Genomic DNA, 20023 nt, shown 5'->3' with positions numbered 1-20023 from the left:
GCAATACCAACACGATTCTTATCATCGGTTCCTAGAGAGTAAGGGAATTCAAGCATCCATGTCACGCAAGGAGAACAGCCCAGACAACGGCATGATGGAGTCCTTCTTTGGCATCTTGAAATCGGAAATGTTTTATGGCTATGAGAAGCACTTTAGGTCTTTAGAGGACCTTGAACAAGCCATTGTAGACTATATTGATTATTACAACAACAAACGAATTAAGGTAAAACTAAAAGGACTTAGTCCCGTGCAGTACAGAACTAAATCCTTTGGATAAATTATTTGTCTAACTTTTTGGGGTCAGTACAATCCGTTGCTTTTTTTGGAGATAAGGGACTATTGTCCCAGGTTCAGGTTGTAACTTTTTATCAACCCACTACAGTTGACAAAGAGCCTAAATTTATTTTTCTTCACTCATCTTTGATTTTACTTCATCATAAGATAGGGCGTGAGATTCCTCTTCTACAGTCTCAGGCATTTTTCCTGTTTCGTAAAGAGATTTAATTTGAGTACTATCCAATGTTTCGTATTTCAACAATGCTTCTGCAATCAGTTTGTGGGTTTCACGATTTGATTGGATAATTTCAGCAGCTTTGTTTCGTGCCTCATTCAATAATGAACGAACTTCCTCATCAATCTCATAGGCTGTTTGTTCTGAAATTGATTTTTGAGGACTTTGTGCACCAAACATAGCATGATTTCCTTCGTATTGAACTGGGCCAAGTTTTTCACTCATACCGTATTCAGTGACCATTGCACGCGCCATCTGTGTAGCTTGTTCAAAGTCATTGGAAGCTCCTGTCGTTTGGACATTAAAGATAATCTCTTCAGCTACACGACCACCCATCAGACCTGCTAATTGTTCTTTCATATCTTCTTTGGAAAGAAGCATTTGGTCTTCTTTAGGAAGGGCAATCATGTATCCGCCTGCACGTCCACGTGGTACGATGGTCACTTTATGAACAACTCGGGCATTTGACAAGACTAAACCAACAATTGTATGTCCAGCCTCGTGATATGCAACCAATTCACGTTCTCTTTGTGATACTGTTTTATCCTTCTTAGATGGTCCAGCAATCACTCTGTCCTCTGCCTCATCAATATCTGAAGCATCAATAATTGATTTGTTGCGACGGGCTGCAACCAAGGCTGCCTCGTTTAGAACATTTTCTAAGTCAGCTCCCACAAAGCCTGGGGTTTGTTGGGCAACTAGTTTCAAATCAACATCGTCTGCCAGAGGTTTATTTTTAGCGTGAACTTTCAAGATTGCTTCACGACCTTTAACATCAGGGCGACCAACCAAGACTTTTCTATCAAAACGTCCTGGACGGAGAAGAGCTGGATCTAGAACATCTGAACGGTTCGTCGCAGCGATAACAATGATCCCTTCATTTCCCTCAAAACCATCCATCTCAATCAAGAGTTGGTTCAAGGTTTGTTCACGTTCATCATTACCTCCACCAAGACCGACACCGCGTTGGCGACCAACAGCATCAATTTCATCGATAAAGATAATGGCTGGTGCGGCTTTTTTAGCATCCTCAAAAAGAGAACGAACACGACTTGCACCAACTCCGACAAACATTTCTACAAAGTCCGATCCTGAGATGCTAAAGAATGGAACTCCTGCTTCTCCGGCAACCGCCTTAGCAAGCAAAGTCTTACCTGTTCCCGGAGGTCCCTCTAAAAGAACACCCGCAGGAATACGCGCGCCAAGTTTGGTAAATCGTTTTGGATCTTTTAGGAATTCAACAACTTCAACTAATTCTTGTTTTTCTTCCTCGGCACCTGCAACATCTGAAAATCGTACCTTGATATCTTCTTTGTTAGCAGCCTTGGCCTTGCTACGTCCAAAACTCATTGGATTTCTACTATTGTTTCCTCCCATATTTCCCATCATAGAGAATAGGAAGAAGAAAAGAATAGCAAATGGTACAACAGAAACAAGGATATTGATCCACATACCACTTGAACTCTCATGTTTAACTGTAACCTCAGCCTGATGTTCAGAAGCAAGTTTTTGCAATTCTGCAACTGTTGAATCAGACGGAAGAATGGTACTTGAGAATCTTTCTACTGTTGTAGCAGCAGGAGTGAAAAATTGAATTCCTGTTTCTTCTTTACTAGTCTTAGGATTTTTATAAACACCAGACACCTCAATGATGCTACCATTCGGCTGATAGGTTAATTCTTTTACATTGTCTGCTGTAATTTCTTTTACCAATTCTGTATAGTTAATTTTTTCGCTTCGTCCTGCAGTATTTCCAGAATAAAAATACTGGAATCCTGTTACAAGGAAGAAGATAATTAACAAGTATAGAAATGGATTTCTAACTAAACCGTTATTTTGTTTTTTCATTAAAGATAGATCTTTCTAATTTGAATAAACTTCTTCTTTCAATACTCCAACATAAGGAAGGTTACGATAATTCTCTTTATAATCTAGACCATAACCTACTACAAACTCATTTGGAATAGTAAAGCAGGTATAATCTGCCTCAATTTCAACAATACGCCCTTCTGGTTTATCCAACAAGGTTGCAATCTTAACAGAAGCCGCTTCTCTTTCAATAAACATATCTCGCAAATTTTTCAAGGTTTGACCTGTATCGATGATGTCTTCTACAAATAGAACATGTCTTCCTTTGATATCTTGAGTCACGTCTTGCTTGATATTGATTACACCACTACTTGCAGTTCCACCATGGTAGCTAGATACCATCATGAAGTCCATCTCAATATGCGTATCAATATGCTTAACCAATTCAGCCATAAAAGGAATCGATCCTTTCAAAATTCCAACAAGAATTGGATTTTTCCCCTCATAGTCTTTGGTTAATTGTTCACCTAGCTTTTTAGCCGCTTCTGTAATTTCATCATGTGAAACGAGGATTTTTTTAATATCGTGTTCTAACATCTTTTTACCTATCTATTTTTTCTATATAAAGTACAGTGTTCATTATATCATTTTTCGTGTTTTTACTCAAATTACTGGTCGCAATTCCTAAAATTGAGACAATTTCTCCAAATTGCTCAATAATAGGGGTTGTTTTTCGTTTTTCAATAGGGATTTTCAAATCTATAAATAAGCGTCTCAGTTTCTTTCGATGACCATTCAGCCTAAGAACATCACCAGGTTTTCGACCTCTAATCCGTATTGAGGTTTCTCGTGAAACATTTATTTTTTGAACAGACTCTCCTTCAATAGGAATACCAAAGGAAAATAAATAGCCCTTATGTCGAACTTGATTTTGATAGTGTAACACAAGTTCATCTTCCTTTTCATCAGCCTGAGGACTGATTTTGCAAACTCGAAAATGATGATACTCTTTTATCAATTCATAGCCATTTTTCAATGGATAACGATACTGGCTTTTCCTTGCTAAAATCTGTCTAACTTCATCAAACTGAGACTTCGTAAGATTTAAGTCTGGGAATTGATTGAGATAGTTCTGGAGCAAGACCCCTTGAGTTTGTTTTGAGTATGAAAAGAGCTCATTCAAATCTTCTACATCAATCTGTTCAGAAAGCTCCGTTATGGCTGCTTGGTAATCTGAAATCTCACTCCCTAGATTTAAAAGTGCAGATCTAAGGCGGGGATTTTCTTTTTCAAGTTCTGGTAAATACTTATTTCGAATACGATTGCGAAAATAGCTGTTCTCATGATTTGTTTGATCTTCGAAATGAAAAATTGGTGGGAAGTCTGTTTTATGAAAATACAACAAAGGACGGATGATTTCAATATCATCAACTACTTGACTTTCTTTTATTCCTATTAAATGACGTAACCGACTTCCACGAATCAAGCGCATCAAAATCGTTTCAACCTGATCATCTGCATGGTGGGCAGTGACCAAGGCTGTCGCTCCAACATCTTTCATGATTTTCCTAAAAAAATCATAACGAAACTCTCGAGCACGCGCTTCTGAAAAGTCTCCTGAAAAGCTTGTGATATAAATAGGAAGTTCAGCTGCATCAGCTAACTTACTTAGTTCATTTTCCTCCCAGTCAGATTCACTTCTCTGCTTGTGATTAACATGAGCTAAAATCAGCTCAATTCCCAACTCTTCTTGATAAGTAGACAATAGATGAAATAAAAACATCGAATCCAGTCCACCAGACAGAGCTATTACGACTTTAGAATGTTTTTTGAAATACTCTTTTCGGAGAAAAAAATTTAAAAAATCCTGCTCCCTCATTTTAGAACCTCATAGACGTCCTTGGCTATCTTAGAAATGGTGTCATAGTCAGAATTTTTTGTGAAAATAGAAAGAACGAAAGGAGAATCCGTATAAACAATGGCAGTGTCATGTTTATACTCGTCAGCATCTCCAATTTTATGAGCTACCTTAACCGAAACACCTTTTGCGATTCGTTGGTTGTCAAAATCGGTCTTACCTAGAGACTCTAGGACAAAACCATTCTGATTATAAATAGCTTCCATGACTTTTCCAGCCATTTTTGAAGAAGTCAATTTGTCATTCACATCCCAATCTTCACCCATAATGGTGGACATTTTTTCTTTGAAAGCCCCGTCAGATTGATTGGTCACATAATAACCTAAAATATTATGAGCAACATTGTCAGACTCTTTTGTTACCTTGGTAATTAACTGTTGAAGACTGTATTCTTTGTTATCTTCTTTTTTAGGTAAGCTACCACTACCTTCTGGTTTATAGGACCCAGGGAAACTATTTACTTCTGGGATATACTTGAAGCTACTGTCTAGCGTATATTCCCCTTGATTTATCTTATCTTGAGCATAATAAAGGTAGTCTAGTTTCAAGATGCTAGCTGCATAGAGTTTGCTATCTTCATTCACCCCAGCCTCTTTACCTGTACTCAGTTGTTTAACATAAATAGAATAATTTTCATTCTGATAGTTGTTTGATAAAACTTCTTGAACCTTCTGGATGCGATTGTCTTCTTCTGAGACGAACCCTTTTGATACCCACCCAACTTGATCAATATGAAGAAATTCTTGTCCCTCAGCAAAGAGAGTTCTATCCACTAGTACGTGTTGATAGGGGGAGAGGGTAGAAGAAATTTCTTTAGTGCCATAAGGGCTGTTATAGATAACAAACCCCGGTTCCAACCATACTTGTTTATTTTGAGTTTGAACTTGACTTTGATCATAGACCAAACGCTTATCAGCAAGGATAAACTGGTGATTATCTAATTTAAAAACAGGAACACCTTGTCTATTCAAACGCCATTCTACGATTTTAAAGGTGTTTCCAGGAGTCAATTTACCAGACTCCTTGACAAGATCCTCATTAGCATAGAGAGTTGTTTCTCCATATACCATTGGGGTTTCCAGTGTTTCTTTATAGTAGAACCCATAGTCAGACTCAGTTAGATAATAAATTTCTTGCGAAGAGTAAGGAAGCTGTTTTTCTGTGCTAACTACTCTTGAGGTTATGATAAAAGCAGGTAGCAATAAAACTACTAAGAACTTACGCATTCTTCTCTTCCCTTTCTTCTTGTAATCGTAATAAATGATTTTTAGCTGCTAATTCTTCTAGTTTTTCATCTGATAAACTTAAAAACTGTTCAACAACTTCTAATAAATTTTCCATGACATTACCTCGGAAGCAAATCAGGAATTGTATAAATCGCTTCTCGTTTCTTTGAGTAATAGTACTTGGCGCGTGCATATTTTGCTACATAGTCTTCGTCTTTCAACTTTGCAGCAAAAGCAGATTCCTTGTCCTTTTCATCACTGAGAGTTTGATACTGCTCTTTCAACTCTGTCAATTGCTGACGACGTTGCAGTAACTGATTATAGCTTTGGGCCAGATTATAGGTCGGTAAAATAAACAATAAAATCATCAAAATAAGAACCCAACCCATAAAGCGATTCCTCTTTTGTCTTTCCTTCATCAGGTAACGACGTCGTTGGTGCTCATTTTGAATAAAAGGATTGTTCATCTGTACAATATTTTTAGACATTTTCTTCTACCCGTGTTTCACTGATAATTTCATACATGCCTGCTGCATCTTCTTTTTTTGTACTATCTTTCATCTCCAGTACTTTTACAAGCAACAACTTATTTCCAAAGCGAATTTCAACTTGGTCATCAACTTTCAAATCCGTTGAACTTTTGGCCAAAATTCCATTTACCTTGATTCTGCCTTTATCTGCTACTTCCTTTGCGACTGTACGACGCTTAATAATTCGTGATACTTTTAAATACTTATCTAATCTCATTTTTATTACCTCAAATTATTATTGTACCATTTTTATCCCTTTTATAGAAGAAAAATGTCAAAGAGAATTAGCTCCCTTTGATTCTTTTATCTCTAGCAAACTTTCTCCAAAAATCAGCAGACCTTCTAAAATTTCATAATCCTTCTTGTTTCGGACATCAAATACAACTTCCATTAAACCTCTATTCTCCGCTATAGCTGCTTTTAAGTTGGTTGCAGATAAGGCTTTAAAATAATCTTGAGCCAAGAACAGTCGCTGAGTGATTTTTTCAAATTGAACTGTAATCTTATTGTCTTTTCTTTCCACACGTTCTACAAATACCTTATCCAAGTATGATTTGACCAAACCAATCTCTAAAAGATAGGCCACCACATCGGGATATTCTCCAAAACGGTCCATCAACTCTTCTTGTAATTCTTCATAGTTGACACGGTTGTCAATTTGACGAATTTTCTTGTAAATTTCAATCTTATGTCGTTGATCAGAAATATAAATGTCAGGAAGATAAGCATCAATTTGTAAAATCAACTCAGCATTTCCTTTATTTCTTGTGTTCTCAGTGCCATTGCGTTTAGCAATAGCTTCTTCTAGTAACTGAGAATACAATTCAAAACCAACAGAATCAATGAAGCCTGATTGGGATTTTCCTAAGAGGTTTCCTGCTCCACGAATTGAAAGATCTCGCATAGCAATCTTAAAACCAGATCCCAATTCTGTAAATCCTTTGATTGCTTCTAATCTCTTTTCAGAGACTTCACTAATTGATTTTTCTGGACGATACATGAGATAGGCATAGGCAATGCGATTGCTCCGACCAACTCTTCCTCTTAATTGATACAAGGTTGACAAACCCATATGGTCTGCATTTTCAATAAATAAGGTATTGACATTTGGAATATCTACCCCTGTCTCAATAATAGTAGTTGTCACCAAAATATCATACTGACCTTCAATAAAGTCCAGTAGAGTATTTTCTAACTGAATTTCACTCATTTGTCCATGAACATATCCAATCGAAGCCTCTGGAATCAACTCCTGTAATTCTGAAACCTTTTGGTCAATCGTGTCAACCTTATTGTAAAGATAGTAAACTTGACCTCCACGCTCCATTTCACGCAAGACAGCATCACGAATCACACTATCATTCTTTTCTAAAACATAGGTTTGCACTGGATAACGATTGGTCGGAGGTGTTTCAATAACAGATAAATCTCGGATTCCCAACATAGACATATGAAGAGTACGAGGTATTGGAGTAGCTGTCAATGTTAAGACATCCACTTGTTTTTTCAGTTCTTTCAAAGTTTCCTTATGTTTGACACCAAATCGTTGCTCTTCGTCAATAATCATCAAGCCCAAATCAGAAAACACAACATCCTTTGACAAAACACGATGCGTTCCAATCAAAATATCAATTTGACCATTCTTTAATCTTTCAAGTGTCTCTGCCTGCTCTTTTTTACTTCTAAAGCGACTCAACACATCAATATTAACTGCAAAATTTTGGAATCGTTCCTTAAAATTCGTATAGTGTTGTTGTGCTAAAACCGTCGTTGGAACTAGAACGACCACCTGTTTGTGATCATTGACTGCCTTAAAGGCTGCACGCATTGCTACTTCAGTCTTCCCAAAACCAACATCTCCAACTAGAAGTCGATCCATGGGATGAGAATCCTGCATATCTCTCTTGATTTCCTCAATACTGCGAAGTTGATCATCCGTTTCAACATAAGGGAAAGCATCATCAAAAGCATGTTGCTCATCATCATCAGCTGAGAAAGCAAACCCCTTCAACTGACTACGCTCAGAATAAAGCTTGATTAAATCGTCAGCTATATCCTCTACCTGGTTCTTAACTTTTTGCTTGGCCTTTTTGAAATGACCATCATTTAATTTATTAAGTTTTGGCGCTTTCCCATCACTTGAAACATATTTTGACAGTAACTGAATCTGCTCTACTGGGATGGAGATTTGGTCCCCATTTTGATACTGTACACTAACATAATCACGGTGAATGCCTTTGATTTCAATTGTTTCGATTCCTAGATATTGACCAATTCCATGGATATGGTGAACAACGTAGTCTCCTTTTTCAAGTTCATTATAATCTTTTAATCGCTCTGCATTTGACGCATGTTGTCTTCTAAAACGACGTTTTAATTTCTTTTGAAAAATCTCATGTTCAGTAATCAAGAGAATTTTTTCATCCACAAAATGAAAACCATGTCTTAGATTACCCTCAATCAAGTTTACAGATTCTTTACAAATACTTGACTTGTCTCTGGAATCCAATTTAATCTGGTATTCCTCTAAAACATCCTCCAATGTTTTACTTCCCATTGAATTGCTAGACTGTAGAACAATAGTGTAGTCCATTTTTTTATATCGCTCAATTTCTTCTTTAAGAAAAGAAAATTGATTGAAAAATTCCTGCATAGGATATTGATTAAATTGATAAATGTGATCAAACTTGAGATTTCCTAAACCCTTTTGCAGATTGGAGAAAAAGGTAACTGGACTTTGTTTTTTATAGCTTTGCTCTGTATCTGCAAAATACTGCATATCAGAAAATGATTTACCATTCTGTAAATCTTCTGTAAAGTATTGCGCTAACTCTCTTTCAAAGGCTTCATACTGATTCATCAATTTTTGGTAATCATCAAAAAACACTGGTGTATCTTTTTCAATATAATCAAATATAGTCCATGTTTTATCGTAACATAAAGATAAAAACTTTCGACTATCTGAATGTACTTGTTTTTGATGAAAACTTGACAAAATCTCTTCCAAGTATGATTTTAAAATTGGTGATAAGGTCTTCGAAATTTGTTTTTCTAAAGCAGACTGACCTCGTAGATAGTTCTTTTCCCTCAAGAGCATATCACTTGCTGGAAAGATGGTAAGTTCTGTTTGATTTTCTTTTGATAATTGTGTTTCTACTTCAAAAGTCCGAATTCCATCTACTTCATCACCAAAAAACTCGATTCGGAAAGGTTCTAACTGAGACATCTCAAAAATATCTAAAATATCTCCTCGAATACTAAACTCACCTTGAGTTTGTACTTGCGTAACTTTGCGATAGCCTATTTCCTTTAATTTGTGAAGAAGGTCATGCTGGTCATATTCTTCACCGACTACAATCCTTATAATACTTTCTTTAAATCCAGTTGGAGAAGGTAGAATCAAGCGACTTGCTGCGATATTACAAACTAAAATCCCTTTCTTAGATGAATCAGTTAAAAAACGCAAGGCTTCAACTCGCGAAATGATTTTTTCTTGTGAAGACATCAAAAACTCTACCATAGGAGAGTCATCGACCAAAAAAGGATAGACAAGTTCCTCTCCTAAGATAGAAAGAAGATCACTGATAATTCTTTCTGCTTCTCCATAAGTCGATGTCAATAATACAATCTTATTTTCTTTTTTTAGACTACTCGCAATTGCAAGAGCCTTGGTAGAAGTTGACAGACCTAGTATTAGTTGTCTTTTCTTATCTGTCAGATTTTGATGCCATTTTTTAATCTGGTCATTTTCTGAGAATAAATCTAATAAAGTCACCATTTAACCATTATACCTCTGCATTGTTTTCTCAAAGTTTTTCTCTTGTAAATAGTAGTTTACAGTATTGTCAACTTTGTCAATTGACTGTAAAATACCTACATAGTCATCCTGATCAAACTTACTTAAAACATGGTGAACCACTGACATACCTTTTTTAGGTCTTCCTATACCTATTTTAACACGGTTAAAGACCTGAGTACCTATATGTTGAATAATAGATTTGATCCCATTATGACCACCTGCTGATCCCTTAGCTCTTAAACGAATTTTTCCAACTTCCATGTCAAGGTCGTCGTAAATAACCAGTAAATCTTCAATATCCAAACCATAGTAAGTCAATAAAGCATGAACCGCTTTTCCGCTTTCATTCATAAAGGTCGTTGGTTTAACAAGATAAATTTTTTCGCCATTAAGAAAAAAAGATGCTAGGTCAGCTTGAAATATCTTATCGTGTGTAAAAGTGACATTTTGTTTTTTAGCTAATTGGTCAATCAACATAAAGCCAACATTGTGCTTGGTTTCAAAATATTTATCCCCTGGATTTCCTAATCCAACAAGTAATTTAGTCATTTATTTTCCTTTCAAAAGCCAAAAGGGTTGGAATTTTTTTCCAACCTAATTGACACTATTTGTTAAATGTTATTAGACATTAAAGCGGAATTCCATAATATCGCCATCTTGAACGACATATTCTTTTCCTTCTTCACGCAAGCGTCCAGCTTCTTTTACAGCCTTTTCAGATCCGTATTTCACTAGATCCTCATATGACATGGTGACTGCACGAATAAAGCCTTTTTCAAAGTCTGAGTGGATAATACCAGCTGCTTGAGGAGCTTTCATACCACGTTTAAAGGTCCAAGCGCGAACTTCTTTTTCACCAGCTGTGAAGTAAGTTCCAAGTCCAAGTAAGTGGTAAGCAGCTCGAGTCAACTTATCCACACCTGATTCTGTCAAGCCAAGTGCTTCAAGAAACTCTTGCTTATCTTCATCATCTAACTCAGAAATTTCTTCTTCAGCACGCGCGGAAATAACGACTACTTCAGCATTTTCTGTCGCTGCAAATTCACGAATTTGTTTGACATAGTCGATAGAGTCTGGATCTGAAACGACATCTTCATCCACATTAGCAACATAAAGAACCGGTTTAGTCGTCAAAAGGAAGAGACCTTTGACTACTTTTTGTTCTTCATCTGTGAATTCAATGGTACGTGCTGATTTTCCATCTTCAAGGACTGGTTTAATTTTTTGAAGGACATTAAACTCTGCTACTGATTCTTTATCTTTTTGCGTACGCGCCATCTTTTCTACACGCGCATAGCGTTTATTTACTGACTCTAGGTCAGCAAGAATCAACTCCAAGTTAATGGTATCAATATCTGCAAGTGGATCCACAAAGGCGTCTTCACGTCCTTGCTCGCGCATAACATTTTCATCATCAAATGCACGCACAACATGAACAATCGCATCTACTTCACGGATGTTGGCCAAAAATTTATTCCCTAGACCTTCTCCCTTTGATGCGCCTTTTACAATTCCTGCAATATCTGTAAATTCAAAAGTTGTTGGAACTGTCTTTTTAGGAGTAATCATTTCAGTCAATTTTTGTAGACGTTCATCTGGAACTTCTACCATTCCAACGTTTGGATCAATAGTCGCAAATGGGTAGTTTGCTGCCTCTGCTCCTGCTTTTGTAATTGCATTAAAAAGGGTTGATTTACCAACGTTTGGCAAACCAACGATACCTGCTGTTAAAGCCATATTTTCTCATTCTCCGTTCTCATTTCAATCCCTAACATTATAACACAAAAAGGGAAAACTTGCTAACTCTCTAACTAAGGGTTCTTAGTCAATAATCTTATTCATTTTTCGTTCAAAATCATGGCGACTCATCATGACAAGGTGGTCGCAATTGCTACATTTGATTTTGATATCTGCCCCAACACGTGTAATTTCCCAACGATTGGCTTTTTTTCCTGTTGACTTGATGGTGCAAGCATGTGGTTTTTTCATTTCAACAAAATTTCCAACTTGATACATACTACTCTCCTTTTCTTTTTCGATTATATCATAAAAGAGGCGAGCTAGGCTCAACCTCTTTCACTTAATTTGTACGAACTGGTGTAATGAGCTGCATGAAGTCTTCATCAGTATCTGCTGGAACAAGAGTGAATGGACGAACAGCTGAGATAAAGCTGATAGTTACTTTTTCGCTATTTAAAGCTTTGAGAGAATCAATCAAGTAAGTCGGGTTGAAACTAATAGTTAAATCATCCCCTGTCACCTGCTCCGTATCGATTTCTTCGTTTACTTTACCAACTTCTGGAGAGTGAACATGGGCGCTAACAACACCACCTTTAATTTCAAGCTTCACAGTACCATTTTGAGTCGCACTTGATAAGAGACGAGCACGTTCCATTGAATGACGCAAATTAACCACATCAAAAGTAATTGTAGTGTTAAAGTCTGTTGGAATCAAGCGATCTGTATCAGGATAGTTTCCTTCTAGGAGACGAGTGTAGAAGCTAATATTTTCGCTTCTAAAGAGGATTTGATTATTTGCAAAGAAAATCTCCACAGTTTCAATATCATCCGTAAATACAGCTGAAAATTCGCGTAGAGAGCGACTAGGAATCACCACATCAAAATCATCACCATTTTTTTCAAGAGTCAATTTTTTCTGGCTAAGGCGATGAGAGTCTGTTGCAACTGTTTTTAGTTCCTTGTGTTGGCTCAAAACAAAATGGACACCAGTCAAAATTGGACGACTTTCTTGCGTACTTGCAGCAAAAGCTGTTTCATTGATAATTTTCTTAAGTAGTTTGGTTTCAAGAACCAAAGGTGTGCTTGCTGAAATTTCTTGAATTCGTGGGTACTGTTCGCTATCTTTTCCTTTTAGAGTGATTTCTGATTTGCCACTTGTTAAGACAATTTGTTTTTGTTCAATCTCTTTGAAATCAAGGGTTACATCTGGAAGACTGGATACAACATTGATAAAGAAAGAGGCTTCAAGAAGAATCGAACCTAAGGAAGTAATTAAAAGACCAGCATCTTCATTCTTTTGAGAAATGAAATTTTCAATGGAGATTTGCCCATTTGATCCAATTAAAGTAATTCCTTCATTGGTAACATCAATTTTGATTGTTGATAAAATTGGAATAGCATTTTTAGAGCTAATTGCTCGTTTTGTGGTATTTAAAGCTTGTAGAAATAAATTTTTATTAATTGAAAAATGAATCATGGATTCTCCTTTATTTATTCTTAGTATTAGAAAGTTAATAGTAATAATAGAGTCTGTGAATTCTGTGGAAAACTGATTTCTCTTTAGTAAATTCAAGCTTCTTAGCTTGTTTAAAAAATGTGGATAAAAAAGATAAGAAAGTGAGAGTTATCCACATGCTACTTAATTTTCTTTTTGATTGATTCTACTTCTAAACGTAAATTATCGTCTTCGTCAATCAATGATTTTATTTTAGCATGAGCATGAATCACGGTAGTATGATCCTTTCCGCCGAATTCTTTTCCGATTTTAGGAAGACTATTATCTGTCAGTTCTCTAGCGAGATACATAGCAACTTGACGCGCCAAAACGATGTTTTGAACTCGTCTCGTTCCCTTCATTTCCTTGACACTCACTCCATAAAAATTACCAACTTCAGTTTGGATTTTTTCAATTGGAATAACAAGCATCTGGCGGGCATCTTGTTTACGTGCTCTGATAGCCTCTGCAGCAATATCAATAGTGATATCCTTAATCTTCTTGACTCTGGCAATTAAAGTGATATCGTTGATTGCTCCTTCCAATTCTCGAACATTTGAATCAAATTGGCCAGCCAAATATTCCAGAGTATCGCTTTGGAAATGGTAATCCAAATGCTCTGTTTTACTTTGAAGAATGGCGATACGTGTTTCAAAGTCAGGAGGGGTGATATTTTGTGTTAATCCCCAGCTAAAGCGCGTGACAAGTCTCTCTTCAAGACCTTCTAAGTGTTTAGGACTACGATCACTGGTTAGGACAATCTGCTTCTGTTTATCATGAAGAGCATTGAAGGTATTGAAAAATTCTTCCTGGGTCGCGACTTTTTTGCCACTGAGAGATTGGATATCATCGATTAATAGGAGATCAAGACTACGGTAAGTCTTTTTGAACTTTTCCATTTCCCCAAGTCGCAAGTGTTCAAGAAAGTCATTGATAAAGCTTTCGGCAGGAATGTATTTGACACGCGCATCAGGAATATTTTTTAGAATTTCATTTCCAATTGCATTAAGTAAGTGAGTCTTTCCAAGCCCAGGTCCTCCATAGATGAAAAGAGGATTATAAGTCAGAGCCAAATCTTCAGATACAGCTAGTGCAGCGGAAACCGCCCAAACATTTCCATCACCTTGAATAAAGTTATCAAAGGTATATTTTTCTTTTAACCCTGTCTCAGAATAGGGAATCGTTGGTAGCGCAGGTGTGTAATCGTAAGTAGAACTATCAGTCGTATCACTTACTTGAGAAGACTCTGTACTCTGAGGTTTAGTGAAAATATAGTGGGGTTTGATTTCAGAATCATAAATTTCAAAACCAGCAGCAATAATAATATCTTTTAATTGCTTTTCCCATACCATTTCCATCTCTGTTCTCGGTAGAAATATAGTAGCTGTATTTTCTTCTACTTTGATGAGTTCAGCAGGAGTAGCATAGAAATCATACATAGATCGAGTCAATCTTTCTTGAGCAAATTCTAAAATACGATTCCAAAATTGCTTTTCTTTCAACTAGTTTTCCTCCTTCACTATGATTTTAGTAGTTTAGTGCTAGACTTATTTTACCATAGATAGTAGGATTTTTCCACAGATTGGGGAAAAGAATCCACAATGTTAGCAGTATTTATCCACAGGTTGGGGATAAATAGAAAAATCCTTGATTTAGTAAGTCTTTTACTAAAAAAATTAGTGGATAAATTTGTGGGTTGAGAAAATAAAACAACAGCCTTATTTCAGGCTGTTGATAATTCTGTCATATTCTTCTTGACTTGAAAAAGAAATAACAATCTTTCCAGTATCTTTTTTAGAAAGTTTAATTTCTACATTCACTCCAAGTAGTTTTTTCAATTTATCTTCCTCATCTTTGATGAAAGAGTCACTTTTTTTCTGTTTCTTTTGTTTTTTTTCTGTCAGCAGTGTTTCTAGTTTTCTCACAGAGATGTCTTCGTTTTTGATCAATTGGAAGAAATATTCTTGCTGCTCTTTATCCAAACCAACTAGTGAACGTGCATGAGCTTGCGATATTTTTCCATTTTCCACTTCAGATAAGATATGCTCTGGTAGGGAAAGCAAACGAATAAAATTAGTGATATAAGGACGAGATTTTCCCATTTTATCCGCTATCTCAGTATGAGTAAATCCTTTTTCTACCAAAGATTCGTAGGCGCGTGCCTCTTCAACTGGATTTAAGTTTTCTCTCTGTAAATTCTCAATGATAGATTGGATCATCATTTCCTGATCTGAGAGATGTTTCACAATGGCTGGAATAGAAGTAAGACCAGCTAAGAGAGAAGCCCGATATCGTCTCTCTCCTGCAAGGATTTCATAACCAATTACAGGAGATTGACGAACGATGATTGGTTGGATGAGCCCATTTTCTTTGATTGATTGGGCTAATTCCTTTAGTTTCTCTGCATCAAATTCTTTTCGAGGTTGGTAAGGATTTTTTTGTATTTCTGCGATAGAAATCATTTCAAATTTTTCCATGATTCTACACTAACATATCTTTTACTATCTGTAAAGTTTTCTTTACACTGATGTCAATTAAGACTCTAGATCACCTGAATTCTTATCAAGTTTAATAGAGGTTGTTTCCTCCTTACCATTACGATAGTAGGTTACTTTTATAGTATCTCCTATAGCATGAGTATAAAGAGCATGTTGTAGGTCTGTTGATGAAGCAATCTCTTTGTCGTCAACTTTAGTAATGACGTCGTATTTTTGAAGATGTCCATTTGCTGGCATATTACTTTGAACAGATCGAACAACTACACCTGAAGTAAGACTACTTGGAATGTTGAGTTTTCTCAGATCATTCGCTCCAACATTAGCTAAATTGACCATTTGAATTCCAAGAGCAGGACGAGTTACTTTACCATCCGTTTCCAGTTGTTTAATAATATTTTGTGCATCGTTTGAAGGAATTGCAAAACCAAGACCTTCTACAGATGTTTTCCCGTTACTTGCGATTTTACTTGATGTAATTCCGATAACTTGACCTTGAATGTTTACAAGTGGACCACCAGAGTTACCTGGGTTAATAGCAGTGTCTGTTTGAATAGCTTTTGTAGAAATAGCTTGTCCATCTTCAGATTTCAGAGATACAGTTCGATCAAGACTTGAAATGATCCCCTGTGTAACGGTATTGGCATATTCAGAACCTAGTGGACTACCAATTGCAATCGCTGTTTCCCCTACATTAAGTTGGCTAGAGTCACCGAATTCAGCTACTGTTGTTACTTTCTCTGAAGAGATTTTTACGACAGCAATATCAGAGAAGGTGTCAGATCCTACAATCTCACCAGGGACCTTAGTACCATCTGCCAAGCGGATATCAACTTTTGAAGCTCCATTGATAACGTGAGTATTTGTTACAAGATAGGCATCATTCCCATTCTTTTTATAGATAACTCCTGAACCTTCACTTGCAATTTGTTGAGAATCAGGATCAGTATCTGTTTCATCAGTTCCAAATAGACTACTTTGTCTATTTGATGAATAAGTAATAACAGATACAACGGCATCTTTAACCTTATTGACTGCTTGGGTAGTTGAAGTTTCATTCTTATAGGATGTTTGGGTAACAGTGTTGGAATTATTATTTGTAGATTGATTTCCTTGTTTTTGATAAAGTTGTAATGTTACGAAACTTCCTAAGGCACCGCTTAAAAATCCTATTAGAATGATTACAAGAACTTTTACTCCTTTTTTGTAAAATTTTTGTAAGTGTTTCATAAACGCCTCCGTTTGTTATTTATTTACTCAGATTATAAACCTATTAACTTAATTCAAACTTAAAAGTTTGAAAGTTTTACACAAGTTGTGGATAACTTACTTTATTCTGTGAATTTTCTTGTGATTTTGGATGTTTTTAATGTGTATAAGATGTGAAATAAAGTGTGGATATGATAGAATAGAAGAATGAAAATAAAAATTGTAACAGTAGGAAAACTGAAAGAAAAATATCTTAAAGATGGTATTGCTGAATATAGCAAACGAATTTCACGTTTCGCAAAATTGGAGATGATTGAGCTTGCTGATGAGAAAACACCTGATAAAGCTAGTGAAATAGAAAATCAAAAAATCTTGGAAACAGAAGGCGCTAGAATTCTTTCTAAAATTGGAGAAAGGGATTTTGTCCTTGTCTTGGCTATAGAAGGAAAAACATTCTCTTCAGAGGAATTTAGTAAGCAATTAGAAGAGGCTTCTATAAAAGGCTACTCAACTCTTACTTTTATCATTGGAGGAAGTTTAGGTCTGGCACCTAGTGTAAAAAATAGGGCTAATCTTTCTGTCAGTTTCGGACGTCTAACCTTACCACATCAGTTAATGAGATTGGTTTTAGTTGAACAAATTTATCGAGCTTTTACTATTCAGCAGGGATCTCCTTATCACAAATAGAAGATTGACTTAGCTCTTGTTTTTTGATAGAATGTTCATGTTAGGTCTCATAGCTCAGCTGGATAGAGCATTCGCCTTCTAAGCGAACGGTCGCAGGTTCGAATCCTGCTGGGATCAATTTTAGATGTAAAGCTGGGATTTTTCCCGGCTTTTTTCTTAAAAAAGTGCGTTTCAGGTGCAAAAATGTACAGTTGGGAAGAAATTTTTCTTACATGGTCTTCATTTTGTATAATAGGGTTGTAAGTTAATTTACAAGAAAAACAATACAGGAGACTTTATTATGAAAAACACAGTTAAATTGGAACAATTTAAAGAGGTAACAGAAACAGAATTGCAGGAGATTCGAGGTGGGGACTTGAGAATTTCAGAAACAATTCGTAATCTTATTTTTCCAAGAAAAAAGAAATGAAATAAAGGTAAAGAGTAATGGATTTATTTGGATTAGGGATAGCTATTTTTTATTTTCTCATTATTAGCAAAAGTTATGAATGGATTTGTAAAATAACTAGAAAAGAACAAATTATTTTTTTCTGTTACACATGTATCTCAGTTTTTATACTTGAAGAAATTATTACACTAGTATTTTCTAATAGTTTTGCTTTGTCTAAATTTTTATTTCCTTTGGTTGTGTATGGTTATTTAAGAAAGTTAAAGAAGTATGAAAAATATAAAGGAATTTTTATCAGTTTACTACTATCTTTATTATATCATAGTACCCATACTTTTATATCCGTAACCTTATCTTCTATAATGGGTGATGAACTTGTATTATATTATAAAATTATATTCTTTTTAGTAGTATTATTGTTGACTTATTTTTCTATTCTAATAATAATTCGTTATTTTCATCTAGATATTAAATATTTTGATAAAGATTATCTCTATCCTTTTTTTAAAAAAACAATAGTTGCTTTCTTTGGTTTACATATCTTATTGTTTATTTCAGATATAGTAAGTACGACTCATCACTTAAATAGCTTCGGAAGTATTTTATCAACCATTGTTTTTATTTGCTTATTATTGATTTTCTTCGCAATGAACTCTTATAAGGTTCAAGTTGAAAAAGAGATTGCTCTAAAACAAAAGAAATTTGAACAAAAGTATTTACAGACTTATACAGATGAAATTGTAGGTTTGTATAATGAAATTCGAGGTTTTCGTCATGATTATGCAGGGATGCTTGTCAGCATGCAAATGGCGATTGACAGTGGAGATTTACAAGAAATTAACAGGGTTTACAATGAAGTCCTAGTAAAAGCAAATCAGAAATTGAGATCAGACAAATACACTTACTTTGATTTAAATAACATAGAAGATTCAGCTTTACGTAGTTTGATTGCTCAATCCATTGTCTATGCACGAAATAATGATGTAGAGTTTACATTGGAAGTAAAGGATGTTATTACTAGATTGTCAATAGATTTACTTGATCTTGTTCGCATCATGAGCATTCTCTTAAATAATGCTGTTGAAGGTGCTGCGGATAGTTACTTGAAACAAATGGAAGTTGCAGTTATTAAAATGGATTTTGAAACAGTTATAGTCATCCAGAATTCATGTAAAATCACTATGACGCCTTCAGAAAACTTATTTGCCTTAGGTTTCTCTACTAAGGGAAGAAATAGAGGTCTAGGACTTAATAATGTCAATGAGATTTTAGACAAGTATGACAACATTATTCTAGAAACAGAGATGGAAGACAACACATTTAGACAAATTATTAGATTTAAGAGGGAATTTGAATGAAAGTACTAATTTTAGAAGATGTTATTGAACATCAAGTGAGACTTGAGAGAATATTGAATGAAATCTCTGAGGAATCAAATATTCCTATTTCGTACAAGACAACAGGAAAAGTTCGTGAGTTTAAGGAATATATCGAAAATGATGAAGTAAACCAGCTTTATTTCCTAGATATTGATATTCATGGAATCGAGAAAAAAGGCTTTGAAGTGGCTCAATTTATCCGTCATCACAATCCCTATGCTATTATTGTCTTTATTACCAGTCGATCTGAATTTGCTACCTTAACCTACAAATACCAGGTATCAGCCCTAGATTTCGTTGATAAAGACATCAATGATGAATTGTTTAAAAAACGTATCGAGCAGAGTATTTTTTATACTAAGAGTATGTTACTTGAAAACGAAGATGTTGTAGACTATTTTGATTACAACTATAAAGGAAATGATTTGAAAATTCCTTACCATGACATTTTGTATATCGAAACCACAGGAGTTTCTCATAAACTTCGGATTATTGGTAAGAATTTTGCAAAAGAATTCTATGGAACTATGACAGATATTCAGGAAAAGGACAAACATACCCAGCGATTTTATTGCTCCCATAAATCTTTCCTTGTTAATGTTGGAAATGTGAGAGAAATTGATCGAAAGAACTTAGAAGTTGTCTTTTATGAAGATCATCGCTGTCCCATCACTCGTTTGAAAATTCGCAAACTAAAAGATATTCTAGAGAAAAAATCTAAAAAGTGATTGACAATTAGTAAGAAATTGATATAATGGTTATATCTGCTACAGATAGATGGTCCGTTGGTCAAGGGGTTAAGACACCGCCTTTTCACGGCGGTAACACGGGTTCGAA

At 35.5% G+C, this 20023-nt stretch carries 20 protein-coding genes and 1 tRNA gene; 6 read left to right on the top strand and 15 right to left on the bottom strand.

The window, feature by feature from the left end; translation table 11 throughout:
* On the top strand, positions 1-277 hold a 277-nt coding region (locus ADI74_RS02810), incomplete at its 5' end, for an IS3 family transposase (protein WP_049536899.1).
* 123 nt (positions 278-400) lie between these two features.
* Here the strand turns inward: ADI74_RS02810 and ftsH are convergent.
* The 15 genes from ftsH to ADI74_RS02735 form a co-directional block, all read right to left on the bottom strand.
* Positions 401-2359, bottom strand: a complete 1959-nt coding sequence (gene ftsH, locus ADI74_RS02805) for an ATP-dependent zinc metalloprotease FtsH (RefSeq protein WP_049536898.1) — start codon at positions 2357-2359, stop codon at positions 401-403.
* Positions 2360-2374: 15 nt separating this feature from the next.
* Positions 2375-2917, bottom strand: a complete 543-nt coding sequence (gene hpt / locus ADI74_RS02800; RefSeq protein WP_049536897.1) for a hypoxanthine phosphoribosyltransferase — start codon at positions 2915-2917, stop codon at positions 2375-2377.
* Positions 2918-2921: 4 nt separating this feature from the next.
* Complete coding sequence (gene tilS, locus ADI74_RS02795) at positions 2922-4199, bottom strand: tRNA lysidine(34) synthetase TilS (RefSeq protein WP_049536896.1); 1278 nt, start codon at positions 4197-4199, stop codon at positions 2922-2924.
* Positions 4196-5464 carry a serine hydrolase gene (locus ADI74_RS02790; protein ID WP_049536894.1) on the bottom strand — a complete coding sequence of 423 codons (1269 nt, stop codon included), beginning with the start codon at positions 5462-5464 and terminating at the stop codon, positions 4196-4198. The genes tilS and ADI74_RS02790 overlap by 4 nt, the downstream gene beginning before the upstream one ends.
* The gene (locus tag ADI74_RS11400; RefSeq protein ID WP_000429343.1) at positions 5457-5579 is read right to left on the bottom strand and encodes an SP_0009 family protein; all 123 of its coding nucleotides are present in this window, start codon (positions 5577-5579) and stop codon (positions 5457-5459) included. The genes ADI74_RS02790 and ADI74_RS11400 overlap by 8 nt, the downstream gene beginning before the upstream one ends.
* Positions 5580-5583: 4 nt before the next feature.
* Positions 5584-5952, bottom strand: coding sequence for a septum formation initiator family protein (locus ADI74_RS02780; RefSeq protein WP_000041917.1), 369 nt, complete (start codon positions 5950-5952; stop codon positions 5584-5586).
* Positions 5945-6211: an RNA-binding S4 domain-containing protein gene (locus tag ADI74_RS02775; RefSeq protein ID WP_001234973.1), complete on the bottom strand. Its 267-nt coding sequence runs from the start codon at positions 6209-6211 to the stop codon at positions 5945-5947. The genes ADI74_RS02780 and ADI74_RS02775 overlap by 8 nt, the downstream gene beginning before the upstream one ends.
* Before the next feature lie 57 nt (positions 6212-6268).
* A complete protein-coding gene (gene mfd / locus ADI74_RS02770) occupies positions 6269-9772 on the bottom strand; it encodes a transcription-repair coupling factor (RefSeq protein ID WP_049536892.1) in 3504 nt (1167 codons plus the stop codon).
* Positions 9773-10342, bottom strand: coding sequence for an aminoacyl-tRNA hydrolase (gene pth, locus ADI74_RS02765; protein ID WP_049536890.1), 570 nt, complete (start codon positions 10340-10342; stop codon positions 9773-9775). It lies immediately after the preceding gene.
* Positions 10343-10414: 72 nt separating this feature from the next.
* On the bottom strand, positions 10415-11530 hold the full coding sequence (gene ychF, locus ADI74_RS02760; protein WP_049536889.1) for a redox-regulated ATPase YchF: 1116 nt from the start codon (positions 11528-11530) through the stop codon (positions 10415-10417).
* A gap of 84 nt (positions 11531-11614) precedes the next feature.
* Positions 11615-11809 (bottom strand): DUF951 domain-containing protein, encoded by a 195-nt coding sequence (locus ADI74_RS02755; RefSeq protein ID WP_000285183.1) that lies wholly within the window; start codon positions 11807-11809, stop codon positions 11615-11617.
* Between the two features lie 64 nt (positions 11810-11873).
* Positions 11874-13010 (bottom strand): DNA polymerase III subunit beta, encoded by a 1137-nt coding sequence (gene dnaN, locus ADI74_RS02750; protein ID WP_049536887.1) that lies wholly within the window; start codon positions 13008-13010, stop codon positions 11874-11876.
* Positions 13011-13168: 158 nt separating this feature from the next.
* Complete coding sequence (gene dnaA, locus ADI74_RS02745; protein WP_049536886.1) at positions 13169-14530, bottom strand: chromosomal replication initiator protein DnaA; 1362 nt, start codon at positions 14528-14530, stop codon at positions 13169-13171.
* A 216-nt stretch (positions 14531-14746) separates the two neighbouring features.
* Positions 14747-15505, bottom strand: a complete 759-nt coding sequence (locus ADI74_RS02740) for a ParB/RepB/Spo0J family partition protein (RefSeq protein ID WP_049536884.1) — start codon at positions 15503-15505, stop codon at positions 14747-14749.
* A gap of 57 nt (positions 15506-15562) precedes the next feature.
* The gene (locus ADI74_RS02735) at positions 15563-16753 is read right to left on the bottom strand and encodes a S1C family serine protease (protein WP_049536883.1); all 1191 of its coding nucleotides are present in this window, start codon (positions 16751-16753) and stop codon (positions 15563-15565) included.
* A gap of 186 nt (positions 16754-16939) precedes the next feature.
* On the opposite strand from ADI74_RS02735, the gene rlmH reads away from it, so the two are divergent.
* The 5 genes from rlmH to comE all read left to right on the top strand — a co-directional run bounded on the left by rlmH (position 16940) and on the right by comE (position 19914).
* Positions 16940-17419: a 23S rRNA (pseudouridine(1915)-N(3))-methyltransferase RlmH gene (gene rlmH / locus ADI74_RS02730; protein WP_049536882.1), complete on the top strand. Its 480-nt coding sequence runs from the start codon at positions 16940-16942 to the stop codon at positions 17417-17419.
* A gap of 43 nt (positions 17420-17462) precedes the next feature.
* Positions 17463-17536, top strand: a tRNA-Arg gene (locus ADI74_RS02725).
* 163 nt (positions 17537-17699) lie between these two features.
* On the top strand, positions 17700-17828 hold the full coding sequence (comC, locus tag ADI74_RS02720) for a competence-stimulating peptide ComC (protein ID WP_049536881.1): 129 nt from the start codon (positions 17700-17702) through the stop codon (positions 17826-17828).
* A gap of 17 nt (positions 17829-17845) precedes the next feature.
* Positions 17846-19165: a competence system sensor histidine kinase ComD gene (gene comD / locus ADI74_RS02715; protein ID WP_049536880.1), complete on the top strand. Its 1320-nt coding sequence runs from the start codon at positions 17846-17848 to the stop codon at positions 19163-19165.
* Entirely contained in the window at positions 19162-19914 is a 753-nt protein-coding gene (gene comE / locus ADI74_RS02710; RefSeq protein ID WP_000866077.1) for a competence system response regulator transcription factor ComE, read from the top strand. Before comD ends, comE begins: the two co-directional genes overlap by 4 nt.
* Positions 19915-20023: the final 109 nt, after the last annotated feature.

The sequence above is a fragment of the Streptococcus pseudopneumoniae genome (genome assembly GCF_001074565.1).
In the GTDB taxonomy this organism is placed as follows: Bacteria; Bacillota; Bacilli; order Lactobacillales; family Streptococcaceae; genus Streptococcus; species Streptococcus pseudopneumoniae_J.
This window is presented reverse-complemented; position numbering and strand designations above follow the sequence as displayed.